This is a genomic window from Niastella soli, from assembly GCF_017742245.1.
Classification (GTDB): domain Bacteria; phylum Bacteroidota; class Bacteroidia; order Chitinophagales; family Chitinophagaceae; genus Niastella; species Niastella soli.
On record NZ_JAGHKO010000017.1, the window covers coordinates 248,887 to 269,377 of the forward strand.

Annotated in this window: 21 protein-coding genes and 3 tRNA genes; 13 read left to right on the forward strand and 11 right to left on the reverse strand. The window is 40.9% G+C overall.

From position 1 onward, the window contains the following. Positions 1–10: 10 nt before the first annotated feature. Positions 11–775: a hypothetical protein gene (locus J7I42_RS31835; protein WP_209143969.1), complete on the reverse strand. Its 765-nt coding sequence runs from the start codon at positions 773–775 to the stop codon at positions 11–13. Between the two features lie 86 nt (positions 776–861). Here J7I42_RS31835 and J7I42_RS31840 point away from each other — a divergent pair, with 86 nt between their 5' ends. Then, entirely contained in the window at positions 862–1,536 is a 675-nt protein-coding gene (locus J7I42_RS31840; RefSeq protein WP_209143971.1) for an endonuclease III domain-containing protein, read from the forward strand. A gap of 658 nt (positions 1,537–2,194) precedes the next feature. Here the strand turns inward: J7I42_RS31840 and J7I42_RS31845 are convergent. Continuing rightward, positions 2,195–3,265: a phosphatidylinositol-specific phospholipase C1-like protein gene (locus J7I42_RS31845; protein WP_209143973.1), complete on the reverse strand. Its 1,071-nt coding sequence runs from the start codon at positions 3,263–3,265 to the stop codon at positions 2,195–2,197. A 41-nt stretch (positions 3,266–3,306) separates the two neighbouring features. Continuing rightward, positions 3,307–4,548 (reverse strand): CehA/McbA family metallohydrolase, encoded by a 1,242-nt coding sequence (locus tag J7I42_RS31850; protein ID WP_209143975.1) that lies wholly within the window; start codon positions 4,546–4,548, stop codon positions 3,307–3,309. 505 nt (positions 4,549–5,053) lie between these two features. Here J7I42_RS31850 and J7I42_RS31855 point away from each other — a divergent pair. Continuing rightward, entirely contained in the window at positions 5,054–6,982 is a 1,929-nt protein-coding gene (locus J7I42_RS31855; RefSeq protein WP_209143977.1) for a T9SS type A sorting domain-containing protein, read from the forward strand. Positions 6,983–7,023: 41 nt separating this feature from the next. On the opposite strand, the gene J7I42_RS31860 is transcribed toward J7I42_RS31855, so the two are convergent. From J7I42_RS31860 to J7I42_RS31890, 7 genes are all read right to left on the reverse strand, one after another. Next, positions 7,024–8,091 (reverse strand): hypothetical protein, encoded by a 1,068-nt coding sequence (locus J7I42_RS31860; RefSeq protein ID WP_209143979.1) that lies wholly within the window; start codon positions 8,089–8,091, stop codon positions 7,024–7,026. Between the two features lie 44 nt (positions 8,092–8,135). Continuing rightward, entirely contained in the window at positions 8,136–8,708 is a 573-nt protein-coding gene (locus J7I42_RS31865; RefSeq protein WP_209143981.1) for a hypothetical protein, read from the reverse strand. A gap of 236 nt (positions 8,709–8,944) precedes the next feature. Continuing rightward, positions 8,945–9,982, reverse strand: a complete 1,038-nt coding sequence (locus tag J7I42_RS31870; protein WP_209143983.1) for an acyltransferase family protein — start codon at positions 9,980–9,982, stop codon at positions 8,945–8,947. A 102-nt stretch (positions 9,983–10,084) separates the two neighbouring features. Continuing rightward, a tRNA-Leu gene (locus tag J7I42_RS31875) sits at positions 10,085–10,170 on the reverse strand. A gap of 94 nt (positions 10,171–10,264) precedes the next feature. Continuing rightward, a tRNA-Gly gene (locus J7I42_RS31880) sits at positions 10,265–10,337 on the reverse strand. 156 nt (positions 10,338–10,493) lie between these two features. Next, on the reverse strand, positions 10,494–10,697 hold the full coding sequence (locus tag J7I42_RS31885; RefSeq protein ID WP_014216823.1) for a hypothetical protein: 204 nt from the start codon (positions 10,695–10,697) through the stop codon (positions 10,494–10,496). 45 nt (positions 10,698–10,742) lie between these two features. Beyond that, positions 10,743–11,771, reverse strand: a complete 1,029-nt coding sequence (locus J7I42_RS31890) for a glycosyltransferase family 2 protein (protein WP_209143985.1) — start codon at positions 11,769–11,771, stop codon at positions 10,743–10,745. Positions 11,772–11,835: 64 nt separating this feature from the next. On the opposite strand from J7I42_RS31890, the gene J7I42_RS31895 reads away from it, so the two are divergent. Continuing rightward, positions 11,836–12,984: a sensor histidine kinase gene (locus tag J7I42_RS31895; RefSeq protein ID WP_209143987.1), complete on the forward strand. Its 1,149-nt coding sequence runs from the start codon at positions 11,836–11,838 to the stop codon at positions 12,982–12,984. A 115-nt stretch (positions 12,985–13,099) separates the two neighbouring features. Further along, positions 13,100–13,183, forward strand: a tRNA-Leu gene (locus J7I42_RS31900). Between the two features lie 158 nt (positions 13,184–13,341). Here J7I42_RS31900 and J7I42_RS31905 read toward each other — a convergent pair. Then, a complete protein-coding gene (locus tag J7I42_RS31905) occupies positions 13,342–13,782 on the reverse strand; it encodes a hypothetical protein (RefSeq protein ID WP_209143989.1) in 441 nt (146 codons plus the stop codon). A gap of 175 nt (positions 13,783–13,957) precedes the next feature. On the opposite strand from J7I42_RS31905, the gene J7I42_RS31910 reads away from it, so the two are divergent. The 9 genes from J7I42_RS31910 (at position 13,958) to J7I42_RS31950 (ending at position 20,469) form a co-directional block, all read left to right on the forward strand. Next, the gene (locus J7I42_RS31910; protein ID WP_209143991.1) at positions 13,958–14,866 is read left to right on the forward strand and encodes a winged helix-turn-helix domain-containing protein; all 909 of its coding nucleotides are present in this window, start codon (positions 13,958–13,960) and stop codon (positions 14,864–14,866) included. 225 nt (positions 14,867–15,091) lie between these two features. Then, on the forward strand, positions 15,092–15,421 hold the full coding sequence (locus tag J7I42_RS31915; protein ID WP_209143993.1) for an ArsR/SmtB family transcription factor: 330 nt from the start codon (positions 15,092–15,094) through the stop codon (positions 15,419–15,421). A 54-nt stretch (positions 15,422–15,475) separates the two neighbouring features. Beyond that, on the forward strand, positions 15,476–16,300 hold the full coding sequence (locus tag J7I42_RS31920; protein ID WP_209143995.1) for an arsenite methyltransferase: 825 nt from the start codon (positions 15,476–15,478) through the stop codon (positions 16,298–16,300). Between the two features lie 39 nt (positions 16,301–16,339). Further along, positions 16,340–16,768, forward strand: a complete 429-nt coding sequence (gene arsN2 / locus J7I42_RS31925) for an arsenic resistance N-acetyltransferase ArsN2 (RefSeq protein WP_209143997.1) — start codon at positions 16,340–16,342, stop codon at positions 16,766–16,768. 20 nt (positions 16,769–16,788) lie between these two features. Beyond that, complete coding sequence (arsB, locus tag J7I42_RS31930; protein WP_209143999.1) at positions 16,789–17,865, forward strand: ACR3 family arsenite efflux transporter; 1,077 nt, start codon at positions 16,789–16,791, stop codon at positions 17,863–17,865. Between the two features lie 4 nt (positions 17,866–17,869). Next, positions 17,870–18,643 carry a metallophosphoesterase family protein gene (locus J7I42_RS31935; protein WP_209144001.1) on the forward strand — a complete coding sequence of 258 codons (774 nt, stop codon included), beginning with the start codon at positions 17,870–17,872 and terminating at the stop codon, positions 18,641–18,643. A gap of 11 nt (positions 18,644–18,654) precedes the next feature. Beyond that, entirely contained in the window at positions 18,655–19,215 is a 561-nt protein-coding gene (locus J7I42_RS31940) for a sigma-70 family RNA polymerase sigma factor (protein WP_209144004.1), read from the forward strand. 80 nt (positions 19,216–19,295) lie between these two features. After that, positions 19,296–19,439 (forward strand): hypothetical protein, encoded by a 144-nt coding sequence (locus J7I42_RS31945; protein WP_209144006.1) that lies wholly within the window; start codon positions 19,296–19,298, stop codon positions 19,437–19,439. Between the two features lie 106 nt (positions 19,440–19,545). Then, positions 19,546–20,469 (forward strand): phosphatase PAP2 family protein, encoded by a 924-nt coding sequence (locus J7I42_RS31950; protein ID WP_209144008.1) that lies wholly within the window; start codon positions 19,546–19,548, stop codon positions 20,467–20,469. Positions 20,470–20,491: the final 22 nt, after the last annotated feature.

Genomic DNA, 20,491 nt, shown 5'->3' on the forward strand with positions numbered 1-20,491 from the left:
TTCTTGCTTTCTAATCTGCAAAAGTTTGGGAAAAGAAAATTGTAAACGCATCTTTTGCTTTATCGTATCGTAAACACTTCCAGTTATTATAAACAAAGCTGGTAGCAATACAAAGCCCGTTTTTAATATTGGCATTGTTGGCATTCTTTGACAAACAGCCATCTTTTATAAGAATATCTTCATCCTTTGTTAGGTCAGAGATCTTTATCTGTTTATTGGCGATAAAGCTTACTGGGTCCTTTATATAAGAATCGGCCTGATCGGCAATTTCACTCGCTAAATTTTCATCAAGACGGCCACAATCATTGTTACAATCAAGCTTATTGATCTCATCATTCACTTTTAAGGACTCGTACAATTGTCTGTAACTATCAGCCAGCTCATCATACAGTAGAATGGAGATCACCTGGTGCTTTTTATCATAAACAATAAAAGCATAATCATTCTTATTGTTTTGAAATAAGTCGCCGGTAGCAAATGCTAATACATTAAGATCAGGGTCACCACCCAAAACCTTTTGATGTTTTTCAGGCAGCGTAGGTAATATTTTGGCCTGAATAGTTGAAAAAACATTCCGCTCGGAAAGTTGCTGCAACCGGCTTTTTCCTTTTAGTTCTTCCGGTTGAGCTATTGAATCAGAAGCCGCTGCCACCAGCGGTTTTGACACATTGGTATCGGTGACTACTTTAGGAGTAGCGGCGTTACTATCGGTCCTGGGTTGTGAAGAGCAGGCAAAAAGTATAACCAGCATACCTGCTGTGATCATTTTTTTCATGGGAGCGTTTATTATTGGCGAAAGATAGTACTAAAGGCTTCCCCATGCAATTCATATTAAGTAACTTCATTAATATAATATGTCATATGAAACGTTCAACAATTGATTGGTCTGTTGAACTGGAGCCGCTGCTGAAAAAGTATAAAAACAAAAAGCATCCGCTCGATGCGGCCAATCCCTATCAATGGATTGTAATGGTTGTTTTGTCGGCACAGGCCACTGATAGCCTTATTAACCAGTTGGCCCCGGACTTCTTTAAAGCATACCCCGATATAAGATCCCTTTCAAAAGCAGACCCCAAATCTCTATTTCCTCTCATAAGCAAAGTCAGGAATTTTGCGCACAAGGCACAGTGGCTGGTGAACATAGCCACAGCCATAAAAACCGACAGCAATATTCCGCTTGAGATAGGATCATTGGTTGAATTGCCTGGTATTGGACGAAAATCAGCCAACGTGATCCGGCGCGGCGCTAAAGGGGCGCCTCAGGGGATCATTGTTGATCTGCACACCATACGGGTGTCAAACCGATTGGGCATTGTAAATACCACGAATGCTGAAAAGATCGAAAAACAGCTGATGGAATTGTTGCCGGAAAAGGAATGGGATGCCGGTATGGCGATGTCGTTCCTTGGCAGGGAAATTTGCCACCCCACTCCCCAATGCCCCATTTGCTTAATGAAAAAGGTTTGCGCCTTTTACAATGACCTGCAGGTGGCTGGTGCAAAAAAGAAAGCGGTAAAAAAGAAAAAGGTCAAATAGAAAGGCCCTTAACCTATCTACCCCATAAGTCAAAGAACTGGTCGTATACGAATGCTGACGAAGCGAAGCCTGTCAGCATGCCGACAAGCTTCGCTTCGTCGGTATACAAAGGTACCCAATGCTTTTATACGATGTTTCCATCATGTGACGGGCTTCGGAAACCGCTGGGACGAGCTTCGGAAAACGGTGGGACGTTTGGTAATTTCTCCTCGGAAATTTCATTTTGGTGGGACGGTTCGAGGAAAATGGTGGGACGGTTACCTTTAAATCGATGGGACGAATGGGAATTTCTCTACTGAAAACTCATTTTTGGTGTGACGGTTCAGCAGAAACCGGTGTGACGAATGGTCGAAAACCTGTGACGGTTTTTAATTCCTTCTCTTTGCCTATACTGATTCTTCACTGCGCCTCCTCGAAACCTTCACTTTGCCTATACAGATCCTTCACTTCGCCTCCTCGGGCGCCGGGGAAGCAATGAGGTCCAAAAGCGGAGGAATTGAGGAACTATCAGGATAGCATTGGGGATAAATAGACCTCGAGCATTGCGAGCACCGAACAAATGAACTTAATAACTCACAAACAACAAAGGCTTCAATCACGGTATTTACACCTGATGAAGCCTTAAATTGTATCTACTGAAAACTTACGTTAGACGATGCTATTGCTTATTACCAGTGTTGTTAACCGGATTTAAGCGGATGTATTTATTCTCGCCTTCAAAATAAATTTGGTAAGGACTATCAAAATAGGTGCTTTTCAGATAATAATCCGTGGTAATGATCTGTGCACCGGAATTGCAGGCAGCCTCAAAGTAAGAACGGTCGTTCACACGTGCCTGCTTTGTATCACCATCGGCCCGGGTACGAATGATATAGCCTTTCTGCACCAGTTCTTTTATACCCGGTTCCTTGGAACCATTCCTGATCATAACAGCCGCTTCGGGTGTACCGGGTTCAGCATTTATAAACAGGATGCGCCCTTTTAAAGAAGGATGTCCTTTCATGTAAGTAGCCCGTTTAGCGCCATGGTCATCCAGCACAAACAGGTATTTACCTTTCGCTGCATTTAACGTAGGCCAGTTACCTTTTAGTACAGCTTCTTCCAAAGTCGCATAATTACCACGAACATCATCGGGCGTAATCAGATACTCTTTTCCCAGGTTCTTTACCAATTCTTCATCCAGATCATCCATAGCCTTTACATTCAAATCTTCTGTACCTGATCCGGCATCACCGCCCTTTGTTTCCAGGGTTATGAATACCGGGTTATGATCGGGATGTTCTGTTGACCACGTCCTTAACTTTTGCAATATTCCTGCAAACGTATAGGAATCGGTGCGAAAATCGAAATCAGGTACGTGAAATACTTTATAACCCGGTCTCAACATTTCACCATTGGGATCATAAGGCGCCTGCCCGGTAGCCATCTCTAACCCTTTTGGATGTGCGTATTTGCCGCCATTTTCATCCCGGTAACAATCGATCTCCAGGTTATTCAACCCCATTTTTAATTGCTCTTCGATAGGAATATGCGCATAGGCCAATCCTTTTACCTTGCCGGAATCCTTTTCCATAAACACTTTATAAAGGGCCGGATCGATAGCTCTTTTATAACTGTTGTGCGAGCCAATTATCTGAATTTTATTGATAGGTGTGTTGCCGGGAATACCGGGACCACCACCCATTTGAAACGCTAGTGCGCCTATTGCGAAGCAAAACAATGTTTTCATACAAGGTGTATTATGTAATTGTTATTTTAATTTTCTACCCATCAAAAGTTAGGATCAAAGTTGAAGTATATCGGGTTCGACAATGCGACCATGTTACCGCTCAGTGTTTGAGATACTGGTACCTGGGGATATGGAGTTGACGGCCCTTCCACCACAACACGGTAATAGGTACGGCCTTGTACCGCCGGTGTATCGGTAAATTCGATCACCGGATTTTTTCCGGTTGTTTTAAAAGTATTGAAAGGATCTCCATTTTTTACAACACTTACGGTATAAGTTGAGTCTGCAACTGTTTTACCAGTTAGCTGCACCCGGAATTTGGCTGGCTTACCCGTGGGTTTGGTATTGTCACCCATCATCATATCCATTTTACCATCCTGATCAAGGTCTGCATAAAATTCAACGCGCGGCGCAAAAGGATTGGCGCTCACAGAAACCCTTCCATTGGTAAGCGCATCTACCACGGCCTGTTGGGTACGGGCTGTAGCAAATACCCAGGTAGTGGGCGTTCCCACATAGTTAGCGGTGGCTTGTTTGCTGTTGGCCGTTGCTTTGTCGGGTGAATCAGGCACACCATGGTGGGCATCACTTCCGCCTCTTCCGGTGATCTTACGACCTGAAGAAAGCATGTCGTCCCAGATCAACAGGGCATTGACATTCTTTTGCCAAACAGCAGAATTCCAGATCTCCATAGAACTGACCATGTCGTAAGAATAACCGAAGTGATCTTTAGGTCCCATGGGATGGTTGGCAGACAAATGAATGCCCAGTTCTTTTACTATGGACTGGATCACGATGTCGCGTTGATCGCGAACAAAATACAGGCGTTGGTGATCGTAAGGTCTGGCTGAGAAAACATTACCATGCCCACGGTTAGTGGTCCACTCAGCGCCATACAATAATAACACAGAGTCTGATTTGAATTCAGGATCGGCCCAGGTATGGTTGGCAACATCCCCATCAACATGATTGTCGTGGTCGGTAATGCAGATATAATCTATACCAACCGATTTGGAAAAGGCTATGATCTTTGAAACAGGATTATTAGACGATTCTTTACTGTGGCGGGAGTGCAGGTGCAGATCGCCTTTTAACCATACCCCATTGGTAAGGCTCGCTACCGGTGGCATATTGTTGATATTTACAGGCGCCCAGGGATCTTTGGGATTTGGCTCTTTTGATTGTGCCGTAGCGGCAGTACCGCTACAAATGCTGATCACTATCAGCAATCCGCCATATACAATACCAACTACCCGGTTCATTAGACTATTCTTGTAGCTCATCTTATTTTTGTTTGCTTTAAATTACGTTTTTGTCTTCTACCAGGTTGAATATTGATAATTCCGGGCAAATTCCTCCCAGCCCCCTTTTTCAATAAAAACTGACTGCCGTAGGTAAATCCGGATAAACGCCAATAACGACAAAAGCGCTCAGGCCCCGGTAGCCTCCCCCAAGCTTTTATAATTGTAGGTCATACAACTATTTGGAGCGCGCAAAAATATCAAGTGTTTTTCGGGTATGCGTATTAAGAAATTATTACACAGCGTAACAACATCAACGTTAGTGTGGGGGAAGCTTTTTAATGTGGGGAAAATTTATCCCGTTATAATTTTTGGCACAATAGATACTGCCCATTGCAAAAAAATAAGCATAAACGTGTATCTAACGGATATAGCTATTTTTCCAGGCTTTTTAAAAAGCTAGTTTTGAACACCATTATTTTAAGGCCTGATTAATCTTTGAAAAACAATGAAAACACCAGTATCCCTGTGTCTCATAGCACTATTTGTGCTAGCGACCCTAAATTCCTATGCCACTAACTATTATGTAGATCCCTATGGCTGGGGATCAAACCAAGGAACATTGACCAACCCATGGAGATCTATAAATGACATACCATGGTACATCAATTACTTCAAACCCGGCGATACGCTGTTCTTTAAAAGAGACCGCTGGTACACCGGTACGCTTTCCCTCAACAGTTCAGGCAGCGCGGGTGCGCCGATCGTGATCATGGGCTATGGCGATGGCAATGCACCAAAGTTTCAGTATAACATAGCCAGTCCTACCGAGCAAAATGTTTACGACAGAACCGTTATCCGGCTAAACCAGGCCAATTACATTGTGATCGACGGCATTGAATTGACCGACGATTATATTCCCTGGTGGAATCATAATGTAAACGCCAACGTTGGATATGGTGTTTACATTTATGGCACCAATGGAAATGGATCGCATAACGTGATAAAGAACGTTACCATCTCAAAATTGGGCTGCGGTGTATCCATTGATGGCGGAAACGACAATACCATCACAGATTGCACCATTTTGAATTTGCGAATGATCCTGAATACGCCCGATGTTGAATGGGACGATTTTGGCGCCATGGGCATAATGATCGGTGGTTCTTATAATACCATCACCCGTAACATTATACAGGAATGTTATAGCAACAGCTACGATTACCAGATCGATGGAGGCGCCATAGAAATGTATGGTGCGGTTAGCAATAACAAAATAATGTATAATAAATGTAGTGAGAACCTGGGTTTTATGGAGTTTGGGAGCTCCTCAGGCCAGCAGGCGCTTAACAATGTTATTGGGTACAATTTGCTGATCAACAACGGTCACGTATTCTGGATAAATACTAATAATGGTTATGGCGTGGATGTACGAAACCTGCAGTTTTACAACAACAACGTTATTGAAACACATGCACCACGTTTACCCGATGTAAGAAACTTAATAGGCATCGCTTCAACACCATGGATCCCGAATGTGTTAACCATGAAGAATAATATTTTCTGGATAGCCACTTCTTCCAACGTTACCGACCCTAACATACAGCCATTTAACGGACCACAGCTGATCCATCAAAGTAACGTATATCATTTAAGCGGCGGACTGATGGGTTTTAATATGGATGGTTCAGAAAAGAAATTGAATCAAAACGACCAGGTGTTCGCCAATACCTCTTCAAGCGATCCTGGCCAATGGGATTATGCGCTGAATGTTTATGGTGCAGCAGCAAATATTGGACAGAACATCGGCATCGAAAAAGATTTCTATGATCAGGTTGTCCCTACTATCATTGGGATGATCGATGCGGGCATTGCACAAATTATGTCGGCAGTAAGGCTAAGCAGTACAACCCTGCCGGTACAATTCCTGTCTGTTAAAGGCCTACCAGGGGCCAACGGGAATACGGTAACCTGGGAAACCACCAACGATATTACCAATCACTTTGAAGTGGAAAAAAGCGACGATGGCATTAAATTCAAAAAACTAGCAAACGTTCCCTATAATGCTAAAAACGGTACAACCACTACAAAATACCAGTATGTGGATGTAAACAAAGGGGGTGATGCTCAATATTATCGGATCAAAGCAGTAACAACCGGCAGCGATAGTTCTTATTCTCAAACCGTTTCCATTAGTAACATTGCTGGTTCTAATAAAAACAGCGGAACCAATATCCTTACTATTTTCCCGAATCCAGCTACAGATTATGTTTATCTGAAATCAACGGCCAATGACCTGCAGAATAAAGACATGGTGTTGGTGAATATGTCGGGCATGGAACTAAAAAGAACAAGGATCACTGATGGTAACAACCAGGCAAAACTGGATGTAAGCAAACTACCGAGAGGTGTTTATGTAATAAAACTGATGGATAACAAGACAGGAAAGGCAGAGAGCACAATGTTTACAAAATAAAAAGAAAACTCCCCCCGGCTGAGCCGGGGGGAGTTTTTCTTTTATACATGGGCATTAATAGCATTGGTGAGCACTTTGAATATCACTTCTGACATTTGTTTGTCGTAGAACTGCAAAACCAACTCGGTGCTATTTCTTTGCAACCCAATCCCATCATTATAGGTATCGAATGAATGTAATTGAGTAAATGGGATAGCAAATGATTGTTGACTGGCCGCAAACACTACTCCCTTACTGGTTATAGCAAAGATCCCCGGAAGGTTATCGTTTACATGCTCTCTGATAGGCGTGCTTCTGCTTGAACCCAATTTATAGGAAATGCCTTTTGCTACTTTAATTCCTTCCCTGCTGCTCTGACTGAAATACCCTGTGGTATTCGTTCTCGCGAATATGAAGTTGGAGCTTATTTCCCAATAGGCTACCTCGTCGTTTTGGGTTAATACAGATGGCTGTTTACATTGAGGCAGATACCCCTGCTCAAGGGCATTTAATAATACCAGGTAATAATAGTCTTCTTTTAATCGCTTATCAATGGTAGCTTCTCTAATATCGATGCCCAGTTGTTGGGCCAGTTGTTTCAATGATTGCTGTTCATCAGCAGTGACCAGATGATCAGAGATCACATCCTTAACAGCATTTTCATATAACTCCAACGCATTTTGCTGATTAATACGGGTCACCTCTTCAACTGAAACATTTAATTCTTTTGCAAACAGCCCGATCTCCTGTATTTCTTCTTCAGACAAATGATTATCGGCCAGCCTTTGTTTTGAAAGACCAGTGACAGCTTTTTTTGCATATTTGCTTTTAATGGAATTGATGGCAGCATCGGACAACTGGAAATACCCCTTTATTTTAGAAAGTACGCCTTTTTCTTCTTCGGTGATTGAATAGTCTTCAATAACCTCCTGCAAATGCTTTTCATAAATTTCCAATCCAAGGGAATGCAGTTTAACCGGATCGGCTTGTTTACTATTTGTGCTGTTGTAATTATTAAAGTGGGTCTCCCAGTTTTTATAGTTATCATTTCTGATATCTTCAACTAATTTGGAGTGCGCTGACAGGCCAGGAAATAATTTTTTGAACATTGGATGGGTAGGTTTTTTCATACTAAAGATATAAAAAAGCCTAACACCGGGAAGTGCATTTTGCACTACGCCACCAATGAGGTTTCAAGAGATAAATCCCTGCAAACTTTTGCCTGCAGGAACTTCCTGAATTTTTCCAGGGCTACCAATTTACCCAGCAGCAGATCATAGGGAATAGAAGATATATTAGCCTTGTTTATATTTGAGCCAAACTCTGGCGACAGCAGATCGTTTTGTTTCCTGAAAAAGCTGTCAATCCCAGGTTGTTTCTCACAACTCCTGCAATGTCCCTTAAATTCAATAATTAAAAGGTTACATTGCTCCAATTCACTCTCCCAATAGATACTTCTGTCTATTATATCATCGGGCATAAATAAAACTGCTTTGTACAACAAAGGAAAGTGATCGATCAGACCGACGAATTTTGGTTTCAGGAATTTGTAAAATACCAGTTCATCTTTGGCATTTAAAAACTGGTGTTGTTTGACTAATTTTTCAATGCCGGCCCAGGCATGAAGTGATAAGTTAAAAGCCCATTCAATCCAGTGAAGCTCTTCAGCGGGGTGGGATATTTTCTGTTTAATTTGCTGATCTATTGATCGGTACATCAGCCTGCATTCGTTTAGCAAATTTTCCATACAGCAACATTTGGCAATCATTTAAAATAAATATAGAAACAGGCTTCTATATTAAAACGCTCGGCAATACGCTAGAATACTAGTTATTTTGAAACTATTTTTTGAGGTAGTCAATGGCCGAACATTGCCTTTGACCATTATAAAGTAATGCGCATTTCATTGCTTCGCTATCCTGCACCATCCTGCTTATTGATCATCACGACAAATCGCTATAATTATAGCAGGTGTAAGTATCTCTACTTCAATACAGGCTGGGAATAATGTTTTTGTTTTAATCGCAGAAACTTGCTCTCAAACAAGTGATAACTTATGTAGCTGGCAATAATAGTTAGTATGAAATCGCCTAAATAAACTATTAGTCTTTGATTTTCACTCAGCCTATCGGCCCCCGCCCAGTTACTGAAATAAAAGAAAAGGCTGTTAAACACATACATTCCATAAGAGTATTTGCCAAAGAAAAGCAGCACTTTAGTGGAAAGGATCTTTTCTACAACTCCTGCATGAAGAGCAGACAGTAACATGATCCCAAAAAAGAAAGAGATAATTGTTAATGTAAATGGCGCTTTCTTCTCAGAAGCCCCTGAGATCATAAAAACCAAAAACGGTATAATTAGAAGTAGAAAAACAGCATTGATGTGCTTACATACTATTTTAGTTTCTAATCGAATCACTATGGCAATGATCGCCCCCATTGAAATACCATCTAAATGGGCTAATGGCATTCCATAAAATAGCATTGGATCACTGTAAGCAAACCGCAAACCTATTCCTAAAACAATAAGAGAAATAGCCACTCCGATTATTTGCTTTTTATTACCTACTAAAACAATAAAGGGCCAGATGAGATAAAACTGTTCCTCTAATGCCAGACTCCAAAAATGACCTAATGGATTAAAAAATCCCTTATCTAAAAAAAGAAAATTGCTGGTATGCGTCCAAAAGAAAAATTGGTATTGGGCAAACCACCTGGTAGGGCCAAAGAATGGAGCAATGATCCCGAATAGGATAAGAACGAGGTAATATAATGGAAGGGTTCGCAAAGCCCTTCTAACTAAGAAAGATTGAATAAATCCCTTTTTAGGTTTTGTATCAATTAATATTCCGGTGATAAGAAAACCTGATAAGACAAAAAACAATTCAACGCCTATCCAGCCGAATGTAAAAAAGGGATATAAAAAACCATGATTGAACAGATGAAGAAATAACACCAGTAAAATAGCAAGGCCGCGCAAACCGTCCAGGGATTTTATACGAGTGTTCTCTGTTTGATACATTTCACTAAAATAGAATTATTCAATAGCTATCAGTTATACTTAACTGCAATTTCTTAAAATAAAAAAGGCTGAGAAATTAATCTCAGCCTTTTTCTTGACCTGTACCCGGGATGGGAGTTGAACCCACACTAGCATTGCTGCCAACAGGATTTTAAGTCCTGCGTGTCTACCAGTTCCACCACCCGGGTAACTTATTTTAAATCTACACCAAATACCAGATCCTGGTACCATACCTTAGGACCTTAATGAAACAAAAAATTCCACCTTGAGGATGGAATTTTGAGCGGAAGACGAGGCTCGAACCCGCGACCTCAACCTTGGCAAGGTTGCGCTCTACCAACTGAGCTACTTCCGCATATCGTCCTGATTTTGAATCAGGACAATGAATATTTTGAAAAGAACTTTTCCTATTTTACTTCGCAGCTTTCGTTTTCGTTAGCTGTTTTCGTTATTGGGAGTGCAAAGATAGGAATTACTTAATACTGACCAAATTTTTCTTACTAATCTTCAATTATTTATACTGCGGAGTGTACTGGGTATTCGCAGGAACCTCCACTTTGGGTTTTCCTTTATAACGATGGGTGTACAGGCTGTAGCAGCCACCCAATACGAATGCCAGAATACAAAATACTTGCAGGTAAAATAAAAATACAGATGAATTTACCCAGCTTCTTTTAAAGTCTTTATCGCGGGGGTCTTTTTCCAGTTGTTCCATAACTCATTTGATTGCAGTGCAAAAATAATAGTTCAATCTAAAAGTTCACGCTTTATTATCAACAATTTCTGTAAAAGTCTTTTTGTCTTTTACAAAATAGCTCCAGACAACGCTTTTATGTAAATAACCATTCAGCTCATTTTTCTTTTTCGGCGGAAAAAGTCCTTTTTTCCTGCTTACAAACAGCCATTTTAAAAATGCCCCATGCGCTTTCATCACCGACCGGTAATAAGTCTTCTGTCCCGAGATCAAAGATTTAATAGCTGAGATATAGTCGAGCCAAAAACGACAACTTATCTTCCATATTGCCTCATACCACGGAAGATTCTTTGCCATCATCACCAGATTGTTCCTGAAATTCAATAATACCTTTCTTGCATTACCCTTTGGCAATGTTCCTCCGCCCACATGATATACAACTGATTGCGGACAGGCAAAGACCTTATATCCGGCCAACTGCAGGCGCCAGCAAAAATCTATTTCTTCCTGGTGAGCAAAAAAATATTCATCCAGTCCGCCCAGGGCATGATACAGGTTGGCGCGCACAAACATGGCAGCCCCGCTGGCCCAGAAAATAGGCACTGCGGCATCATATTGCCCTTCATCTTTTTCGCACACATCAAAGATGCGGCCCCGGGCAAAGGGATACCCCAGGTAATCGAGCCACCCGCCAGCGGCACCGGCATACTCAAACAGTTCCCTATTATCGTACTGCAATAATTTTGGCTGACAGGCCCCAATGGCCCTGTCCTTCTCCAGCAGTTCCACCATTGCATCCAGCCAGGTAGGCGTTACCTCCACATCAGAATTCAACAGCACGTAATAATCCGCCTGAATATGCTTCAACCCTTCATTATACCCCTGCGCAAAACCAAAATTGGCTTCATTTTGAATAATGCGCACCGTTGGCCAATCCTGCTGCAGGTAGGCGACGGAGTCATCGGTAGAGGCATTGTCTACCACTACTACTTCCTTATTATTATAGGTAGTCGCCAGCACGGAGGGCAGAAACTGTTGCAGAAAGTTCCGACCATTCCAGTTTAGGATCACTATCGATACGAGCGGTGTTGCCATGCTGGTGTAAAAATAATTCAAGCAAATAAAGGATGCAAAGGAACGGTTTTTATAAATTAGTTGAATGATTCAACCGCTTTTTAACTGGAGAACCGGATTAGCCCTCATTGCGATAGCAATTGTAAGCGGTACCGTTTTTTACTCCCAGTATCTTGCCCGCAAAATTGGCCGGGAAGAAAGACAGAAAGTAGAAGAATGGGTAGAAGCCACCAAACTATTATTGCACGACACCACGGGGTTAAGTGATAAACTGGTAAGCATAATCATTGCGGAAAATAATACAGTACCCATTATTGTTACTGACGAAAAGGGACATATCCTTGACCATGTGAACCTCGATTCGGCCAGCGTGGCCAGTGATAGTAATTATGTACTGAAAAAACTGGGCGAATTCCGTTCACAAAACCCTACCATCGAATGGATTGATCCGCTGAACCCGGTAGAAAAAAACCTGTATTATTACGGACATACCTCCTTGTTAAACCAGGTACGGTACTACCCCCTGGTACAATTGTTCATTGTAAGCATGTTTATTATTATTACCCTGCTGGCGCTTACTACCAGTTTTCGTTCGTCGCAAAACCAGGTTTGGGCAGGCATGGCCAAAGAAACCGCCCATCAGCTGGGCACCCCCTTAACGTCGTTACAGGGATGGGTAGAAATGCTGAAGGAAACTTATTCCGGTGAAAAGATCGTGCAGGAGATGGAAAAAGATGTAAACCGCCTTAAACTGGTGAGCGACCGGTTTGGAAAGATCGGCAGTAAGCCCCACCTCGAAAACCATAATATTGTTACCCAGGTATCAAGCATGGTAGAATACATTCGCAAACGCGCCCCGGGAAAAGTACAGTTTGTGTTGAATACCCGTAATATTAATGAGATCTACGCCATGCTCTCCCCACCCCTGTTCGACTGGGTTATTGAAAACTTGCTGAAAAATGCCCTGGATGCAATGGAAGGAAAGGGTATGATCACGCTCAACATCTGGCAACAGGATGGACAAACCTTTATCGATGTTACCGATACAGGTAAAGGAATTGCCAAACAGAACATCAGCAAAGTGTTTAAACCGGGCTTTACTACCAAAAAACGAGGCTGGGGACTGGGACTAAGCCTGTCGAAACGTATTATAGAACAGTATCATAAAGGACAATTATTTGTAAAGAATTCCGAACCGGGCAAGGGAACTACTTTCAGGATTGTACTGAAATAAGGAAGAGACTTTTAAAACAACTTAAAACCACATAATTTCTAAATTTCCTCAAACCAGGTTTAGAAAAACTTTCTACATATCAGTAAATCAATTAAATTTGCGACCCAATTGAAGTGCCCAGGTGTTGAAACTGGTAGACAAGCCACTTTGAGGTGGTGGTGCTGGAAACGGCGTGCAAGTTCGAATCTTGTCCTGGGCACATTATAGCCTTGTAAGTCTTTGATTTACAGGGTTTTTTATTTTAGTGTATATCAAACTCTTGTCACCTTTTTCAACCTTAAAAGTGTCGGCTAAAAATGTTATTTCTGACTCTCTTTACCTTTAAATTCCGTAAAGGTCTTTCCATCATAACTTTACTCAGCAACCGCCTTTGCGAGGGGCACGTTTATAAATTATTTTACCATCTCGTTCTACATAGTCGCCCAATATTATTGGATATGAATAGTTGGGCGTGTACAATACACTAAATACACTTTGGCTGCTTACAATTATTTTGTCGTTAACTTTCAGGCTATGCAATTGCTGAAATTCATTAGAGTTTTCCAGCCCCAAATTAAGAATATAGTCGTAACCATTAATCCTGACCATCGCTCTGAAACCTGATCGTGAGCCTTTCGGTTGAGAAAGAGAGGTTATAACAGCTTCCATTTTCCATTTTTTCAATTCGGCATTCTTTTCAGCAGCAGAGAGTGGCTTTGGGGCTGATTTTTTAGAAGCTTCATTTTTGATTTCGCGATTGGCAAATACCAGTCCGCTTACCACAACCAGCGGTAAGATCGCATAAATAACTTTTTTCATATTTTTTGTAGTTTTAAGTAACATAGATCTATCTCCCGATCAATCAAATCCGTTTAAGGCATTTCTTTTCGTATCCTTTTAAAGTTGGTGCAACAAAAATACTTTGATAATATTCTGACGGAGGAACCCGGATTGTAAATAATAGTGTAAACTTTGTAAATAATATCTTGACATTATGCTTGTTAGAAGAAATCTCTTGCCAGTCAAACGAAAGCACCTGGGCGGATTATTATTACTCACGTTTATCGCTATAATCTGCGTGGCTTTTAGCATGATCGGCAATGATGACTTTGACTTTGCCAGAAGAGAAGTCTTGCTTCGCCGAATCGGACATGAAATACTCCTTCAGTCGGGCGACAGTACATCACGGATACTTCCAATAAAAAAGATCGCCGAAAATGAATACCAGATCAGTTTTGAGAATGATTTTATTTTTCAAACCGACTCTCTCGTCAATACTACCCAGCGTTTGTTAGCCAAGGAATCGCTTGCACGTGATTATGTTGTTAATGTACTGAATTGTGCCGATGCCAGTGTAGCTTATGGATATTCTATATCAAAAAATAAGAAAGATGATATAATAACCTGTAAAGGAAGAAGGCAACCCGTAGGATGTTACATGATCAACATTAAATTTAAACCAACGGGTATCATTACAGCAAAGAATGGATATTTACTGGGCGGCCTTTCATTTTTAGCATTTATAGGATTTATGTTTTTTAGATATGCTAAACCGAAGAAAGCCTTACCTGACAATCAGCATAATGATGAAAGCGAGCATAATGAAATGTTCACTATGGGTTCAATGTCGTTCAACGCGGAGGCCCGTAAGCTCATGATAAATGGAAATACCATCGACCTCACCAAAACTGAAACACGTGTATTACGCATTTTTGCATTATCACCTAACGAAGCTATAGATCGAAGCCGGCTACAAAAAGAGATATGGGAAGATGAAGGTGTTATAGTAGGCCGCAGTCTCGATATGTTCATATCAAAACTTAGAAAAAAACTTGAATTTGATCCGAACATCAAAATAGTTGTTATACGCGGCAAAGGATATAAGCTTGAAATTAACTCTTAAGAAAATCTTCCCCACCCATGCAGGCACCTTTAACACCTTACCATCAACTACAGCTCCCATACTCAATTTAGTTTGCATCAGCGTTGAATTCTTTGGAAGCTAGGCAGTTACTGAGTTCGGCAATTTATTTTAAAACCTTTATATTTTGATCTCGGCGGTAGAAAGTGGCAAATAATAGAATTTTATTTTGGGCCGAATTATATTTATCGTAATATTGCGATAGATATGGGACTTACAAAAACCGAAATATTTACCGATAAGCAGAATAAGCTGGCGCAAATGATGAAAGCATTGGCCCATCCGGCCCGCATTGCCATTATTCAAAGTTTGATCAAGGCACAAGCATGTGTTTGCGGTGATTTAGTAGACGAGTTGGGTCTTGCACAGGCAACCATTTCGCAACATTTGAAAGAACTTAAAAATGCTGGTTTAATTCAGGGCACTATTGAAGGTACAAGTGTTTGCTACTGCATAGATCCTAAAGTATGGAAACAATACAAAGAAGCCTTTGATACCTTCTTTGTTGCTTATAAAAATAAGGATAACTGCTGTTAAATTTTTTTGCTCTCATTTATCGCAATATTGCAATAAAACAATAAATCGTTTTTTATGACAACTGATCAAGAGTTAAAAGATATAGTAAGACAGAAATATAGTGAGATCGCATTGCAGGATAAAGAAACCAATCAATCATCCTGCTGCGGCTCGGGCTGCTGCTCAACAGATGTATACAACATCATGAGTGACGATTATACTAACCTGGAGGGTTACAACCCCGACGCCGACCTGGGATTGGGTTGTGGATTGCCCACCCAATTTGCCAAAATAAAACAGGGCGATGTAGTCATAGACCTGGGAAGCGGCGCAGGTAACGATGCCTTTATTGCCCGGCACGAAACAGGCGATACCGGCAAAGTGATTGGTATCGATTTTACCCCGGCGATGATAGAGCGGGCACGACAAAACGCAGAGGTCAGGGGATTCAATAATGTAGAGTTCAGGCAGGGGGATATAGAGAAAATGCCAGTTACTTCCAATGTCGCTGATGTTATAGTAAGCAATTGTGTGCTGAACCTGGTGCCCAACAAAGATGGCGTTATAAAAGAAATATATCGGGTTCTAAAACCGGGCGGTCATTTTTCTATTTCCGATATTGTACTGGAAGGAACTTTACCTGCCAATATTCAGCAGGCAGCGGAAATGTATGCTGGCTGTGTGTCGGGCGCAATCCAAAAACAGGCATACCTGGAATTGATAGAGCAAAATGGATTTGAAAACATCACGATCCAAAAGGAAAAAGTCATTCACATTCCAGACGATATTCTATTAAATTATATGTTTGAACCAGCAATTAAACAGTTTAGAAACAGCAATACAGGCATTTATAGTATTACGGTATATGCGGAAAAACCAGCGGCTGCAAAATCCTGTTGAGGACCTGATTGCTGCAATTAATCTTTAAAAATCATAGTTATGAAAATCATCCAGGCAAATCAAACTAACCGGCAATCTATTATTGAATTACTTAAAAACGAAAAGTTGCCGGTAGATGATTTGCCTGGTAATCTTGATCATTTTTTTGTCGCTGTTAGTGACAGCAATATTATAGGCGTCATAGGGCTTGAACTCTATCCGCCTTTTTGCCTCCTGCGCTCGATGGTGGTTCGGAAAGATTATCAAAACCAGAAGGTTGCGACCGCACTTGTAGAAACACTGGAGAAACATGCTTTTGATTTAAAACTTAGCCGGATATATCTACTTACAGAAACAGCATCAGCCTACTTTGATAAAAAGAACTATCAACGGGTAGAACGATCCGAAGTGCCTGACGAAATAAAGGGTTCTACTGAATTCAGCAGCGTATGTCCTGTAAGTGCAATAGTCATGAAAAAATCTATATAATAACAAAACGAATTGCCCTAATGAGTGCAAACAATTGTGATCCGGCAAACGAACGAAAGAAACTTGGTTTCCTGGACCGGTATCTTACTTTATGGATCTTTGCTGCAATGGCTATCGGAATTGCGTTAGGTTACTTTATGCCTTCCATACCAGCAGTGATCAACACATATTCCAGCGGTACAACCAATATTCCGCTTGCCATTGGGCTTATTCTGATGATGTACCCACCTCTGGCTAAGGTGAGGTATGAAAAAATGGGTGAAGTGTTTAAAAACACCAAAATATTAGGCACTTCGCTTTTATTAAATTGGGTAATTGGCCCAATTTTAATGTTCTTCCTTGCCATCCTGTTTTTAAACGGATACCCTGAATATATGATGGGGTTGATATTGATCGGCCTGGCCCGCTGTATCGCTATGGTTATAGTATGGAATGAATTGGCCGAAGGAAATAGGGAGTATGCTGCCGGCCTGGTGGCTTTAAACAGCATCTTCCAGGTTGTTTTCTTTAGCGTTTATGCTTATGTATTTATTACTCTGTTGCCGCCATTATTTGGACTAAAAGGACTTGAGGTAAATATTACGATCGGCCAGATTGCCCAAAGTGTTGCCATTTATCTCGGTATTCCTTTTGCAGCAGGGGTTATTTCCCGGTTTGCTCTGCTTAAAATAAAAGGCGAGCAATGGTATCAAACCCGGTTTATTCCACTAATTTCTCCAATTACCCTGGTAGCCTTGTTATTTACCATTATTGTAATGTTCAGTTTGAAAGGTGAACTGATAGTACGCATTCCGATGGATGTTATACGGATCACAATACCGCTGGTTATCTATTTTGCGATCATGTTCCTGGTCAGCTTCTTTTTAGGCAAAGCGCTTGGGGCCGACTATTCCCGCAACGCTTCTATTGCCTTTACTGCCGCAGGTAACAATTTTGAATTGGCTATTGCTGTAGCTATCGGGGTATTTGGAATTAATAGTGGACAGGCATTTGCCGGAGTAATTGGCCCATTAGTAGAAGTACCTGCTTTGATCGCGTTGGTCAATGTTGCTTTCTGGCTAAGGAACAAATATTACACTAAAACACAATTAAGTTAAACGGATGAAAATTGCACTATTCTCAGACATACACGCCAATTTACCAGCATTGGAGGCGTTCTTTAAAGATGTTGACAATAGAAACCCGGATGCCATTTACTGCCTGGGAGATTTGGTAGGCTACAACATTTGGCCCAATGAGGTCATAAACGAAATAAAAAAGCGCCGCATCCCTACAATAGCCGGTAATTATGACTTTGGTATTGGTAGAAGCATTGACGACTGTGGCTGCGCCTATAAGACCGACACAGAAAAGGCTAATGGCACTGTTTCCATTTCATTCACTAATGAAATTGTAAAGGAAGAAGAAAGAAAGTATTTAAGAACATTACCTGCGCATATAAAAGTTGAATTTCAACTAAACAACGATAAGCTAAACCTGCTGTTAGTTCATGGCAGTCCTAGAAAGATAAACGAATATCTGTTTGAAGACCGGGAGGAAAAAAGTATGGTACGTATTATGCAGGACGCTGATGCCGATATTATGTGTTTCGGCCATACGCATAAACCCTATCATCGGATCCTGGCTGCTGAGCAAGATGGAAAACAGCGATTCAGGCATGCCATAAATATTGGATCTGTAGGAAAACCCAAAGATGGTGATTCAAGAGGCGGGTATGTACTATTACACATAAATGATAATAGCAGCATAGGCGACAGGGATTCAATAAAAGTTGAGTTTATTCGCTTTGAGTACGATGTAGAAAAAGCGGCAAAAGCAGTAGAGAATAGCCCTTTGCCTAATGCTTATGCAGAGAGCTTGCGAAAAGGTGTTTAAAATAAACAAGGATGAAAAATATTCTGGAAACAATTCATCAGTCATTTGAAAAGGAGTTGGCAGATCTTGTATGTAGAAAAGTAAAGCACCAGGATTATTGCCAGGATATAATACAGGAGGTTTACTTAAAAATATTACTCAACCAGTCAAAGATTGAAAAGGCAGACAATATTAGCGCATACCTCACAAGACTTACTACCAATGCCGTTGTAGATTATTATAGGCGTAAGTCTACATCTTCGATCATAAACGAAACGCCTCCTGAAATTTCCAATGAGCCAGATGAATCAACAGATAGTACATATCAATTGGCAGATTGCTGCCTTCGTTCATTTATCGACTCTTTGCCAGAGATATATCGTAACGCGATAATAATGGTAGAACTCGACGCTTTGAAAATAAAGGACTATGCAAAAGCCACCAATATAACGCTTACGAATGCCAAAGCTCGGGTACAAAGGGCAAGAAAAATGCTCAGAGAAGTAATTTTACAGTGCTGTAATTACGAATTCGATTCGTATGGGAACATTGTATCCTGCAAAAAGAATGAGGTTCGTTCCTGTTGTAAATAATTTTGTTCTAACCGTGTGTCCTTTTTGAAGCTACCGCGTCGTAATAATGATAGCTCATTCATTAACTTAAAAATCTTTTCATGAAAAAGTTAGTTTTAGCGGGATTATCATCATTAGCATTGGTAGCGGCTTTTGCAGGAGGCATTAAGAAAAAAAATGTAAAAAAGGAAAAGCCCAAACAGGAACAATGCTGTGATAAAGGTTCCTGCTGTAAAGGAAAATAACCTATTGAGACTTGTAGTAAAACACCGGTAGTCCTGCCGGTGTTTTTTATTCTGAAAAAGTTGTGTCCTTTTTACTCCTTTTCCGTCGTATGATAAATGCCATTCGATGAAATACAGTCAAAAACCACACAAGTTTCTATTTTCTTTAATATTATTCTCTCTTGCAATGTTGCAGGCAATACAGGCACAAAAGATTCCAGAACTGGAGCCAGTCAGTCCAGCCTATAAACCAATCAAGGTTCTAAGCATGCTTCCGACAGAAACCAGGAAGTTGCTCGACACCATACAGTTTCCCTGGTCAGAATATAGCAAAGGGGCATTGAGTAATGCCCTGTGGCGGGCAGCGTATCTTCTTCCTAAAGATGAAGCCAAACTTCCGGAATTGATAAAATTTCCGGCCAACAGTTCGGATCAAACCAGGGCTGAACTTGACTATTTGCTGAAATTGCAAAATACCCGTAACAAGCAAGAAATTGAGCGTGCTGAATATATCGCTAACATTGGCTCGTGGCCAAACATAATTAACCCGCTTGATTCAGATTTTAATGAAAATAGGCAGCAGCTTTTTTATATACTATCTACCGCCACTGGTCAAAAAATAAATTACAAGGATTTTCCGGCAACCACGCAACTTTTAATGAATTGCATACAGGATATTCGAGTAACTGAGTTCAGATTGAAAATGTATTTCAAGCGCCCTCGCCCTTACCATTTGGAGCCAGCGTTGAAGCCATTAACAAGAATAAATTCGCCATCATTTCCTAGCGGCCATTCATTATGGTCATATACTGAAGCCTATTTATTTGGGGAGTTAATCCCTGACAAGCGAAAGGAATTTATTAAAACTGCTGCGGAGGTTCGTTGGTCAAGGGAATTGATGGGTATTCACTATCCCAGTGACAATGATGCTTCAAGGGTTATAGGATGGCATTTACTTAAATACTGGTACAACAATCCACAGTTTGTTACAGATTTACAAAAGGCAAAACTTGAATGGGCAAATAGAAAAGAATTACTTCCCATTAAATAAAGTTTGTTTCATATTATTTAAG

Coding starts and splice junctions, on each gene's coding strand:
- J7I42_RS31835 (WP_209143969.1), bottom strand. CDS start 775: ATGAAAAAAATGATCACAGCAGGTATGCTGGTTATACTTTTTGCCTGC.
- J7I42_RS31840 (WP_209143971.1), top strand. CDS start 862: ATGAAACGTTCAACAATTGATTGGTCTGTTGAACTGGAGCCGCTGCTG.
- J7I42_RS31845 (WP_209143973.1), bottom strand. CDS start 3,265: ATGAAAACATTGTTTTGCTTCGCAATAGGCGCACTAGCGTTTCAAATG.
- J7I42_RS31850 (WP_209143975.1), bottom strand. CDS start 4,548: ATGAGCTACAAGAATAGTCTAATGAACCGGGTAGTTGGTATTGTATAT.
- J7I42_RS31860 (WP_209143979.1), bottom strand. CDS start 8,091: ATGAAAAAACCTACCCATCCAATGTTCAAAAAATTATTTCCTGGCCTG.
- J7I42_RS31865 (WP_209143981.1), bottom strand. CDS start 8,708: ATGGAAAATTTGCTAAACGAATGCAGGCTGATGTACCGATCAATAGAT.
- J7I42_RS31870 (WP_209143983.1), bottom strand. CDS start 9,982: ATGTATCAAACAGAGAACACTCGTATAAAATCCCTGGACGGTTTGCGC.
- J7I42_RS31885 (WP_014216823.1), bottom strand. CDS start 10,697: ATGGAACAACTGGAAAAAGACCCCCGCGATAAAGACTTTAAAAGAAGC.
- J7I42_RS31890 (WP_209143985.1), bottom strand. CDS start 11,771: ATGGCAACACCGCTCGTATCGATAGTGATCCTAAACTGGAATGGTCGG.
- J7I42_RS31895 (WP_209143987.1), top strand. CDS start 11,836: ATGATTCAACCGCTTTTTAACTGGAGAACCGGATTAGCCCTCATTGCG.
- J7I42_RS31905 (WP_209143989.1), bottom strand. CDS start 13,782: ATGAAAAAAGTTATTTATGCGATCTTACCGCTGGTTGTGGTAAGCGGA.
- J7I42_RS31910 (WP_209143991.1), top strand. CDS start 13,958: ATGCTTGTTAGAAGAAATCTCTTGCCAGTCAAACGAAAGCACCTGGGC.
- J7I42_RS31915 (WP_209143993.1), top strand. CDS start 15,092: ATGGGACTTACAAAAACCGAAATATTTACCGATAAGCAGAATAAGCTG.
- J7I42_RS31920 (WP_209143995.1), top strand. CDS start 15,476: ATGACAACTGATCAAGAGTTAAAAGATATAGTAAGACAGAAATATAGT.
- arsN2 (WP_209143997.1), top strand. CDS start 16,340: ATGAAAATCATCCAGGCAAATCAAACTAACCGGCAATCTATTATTGAA.
- arsB (WP_209143999.1), top strand. CDS start 16,789: ATGAGTGCAAACAATTGTGATCCGGCAAACGAACGAAAGAAACTTGGT.
- J7I42_RS31935 (WP_209144001.1), top strand. CDS start 17,870: ATGAAAATTGCACTATTCTCAGACATACACGCCAATTTACCAGCATTG.
- J7I42_RS31940 (WP_209144004.1), top strand. CDS start 18,655: ATGAAAAATATTCTGGAAACAATTCATCAGTCATTTGAAAAGGAGTTG.
- J7I42_RS31945 (WP_209144006.1), top strand. CDS start 19,296: ATGAAAAAGTTAGTTTTAGCGGGATTATCATCATTAGCATTGGTAGCG.
- J7I42_RS31950 (WP_209144008.1), top strand. CDS start 19,546: ATGAAATACAGTCAAAAACCACACAAGTTTCTATTTTCTTTAATATTA.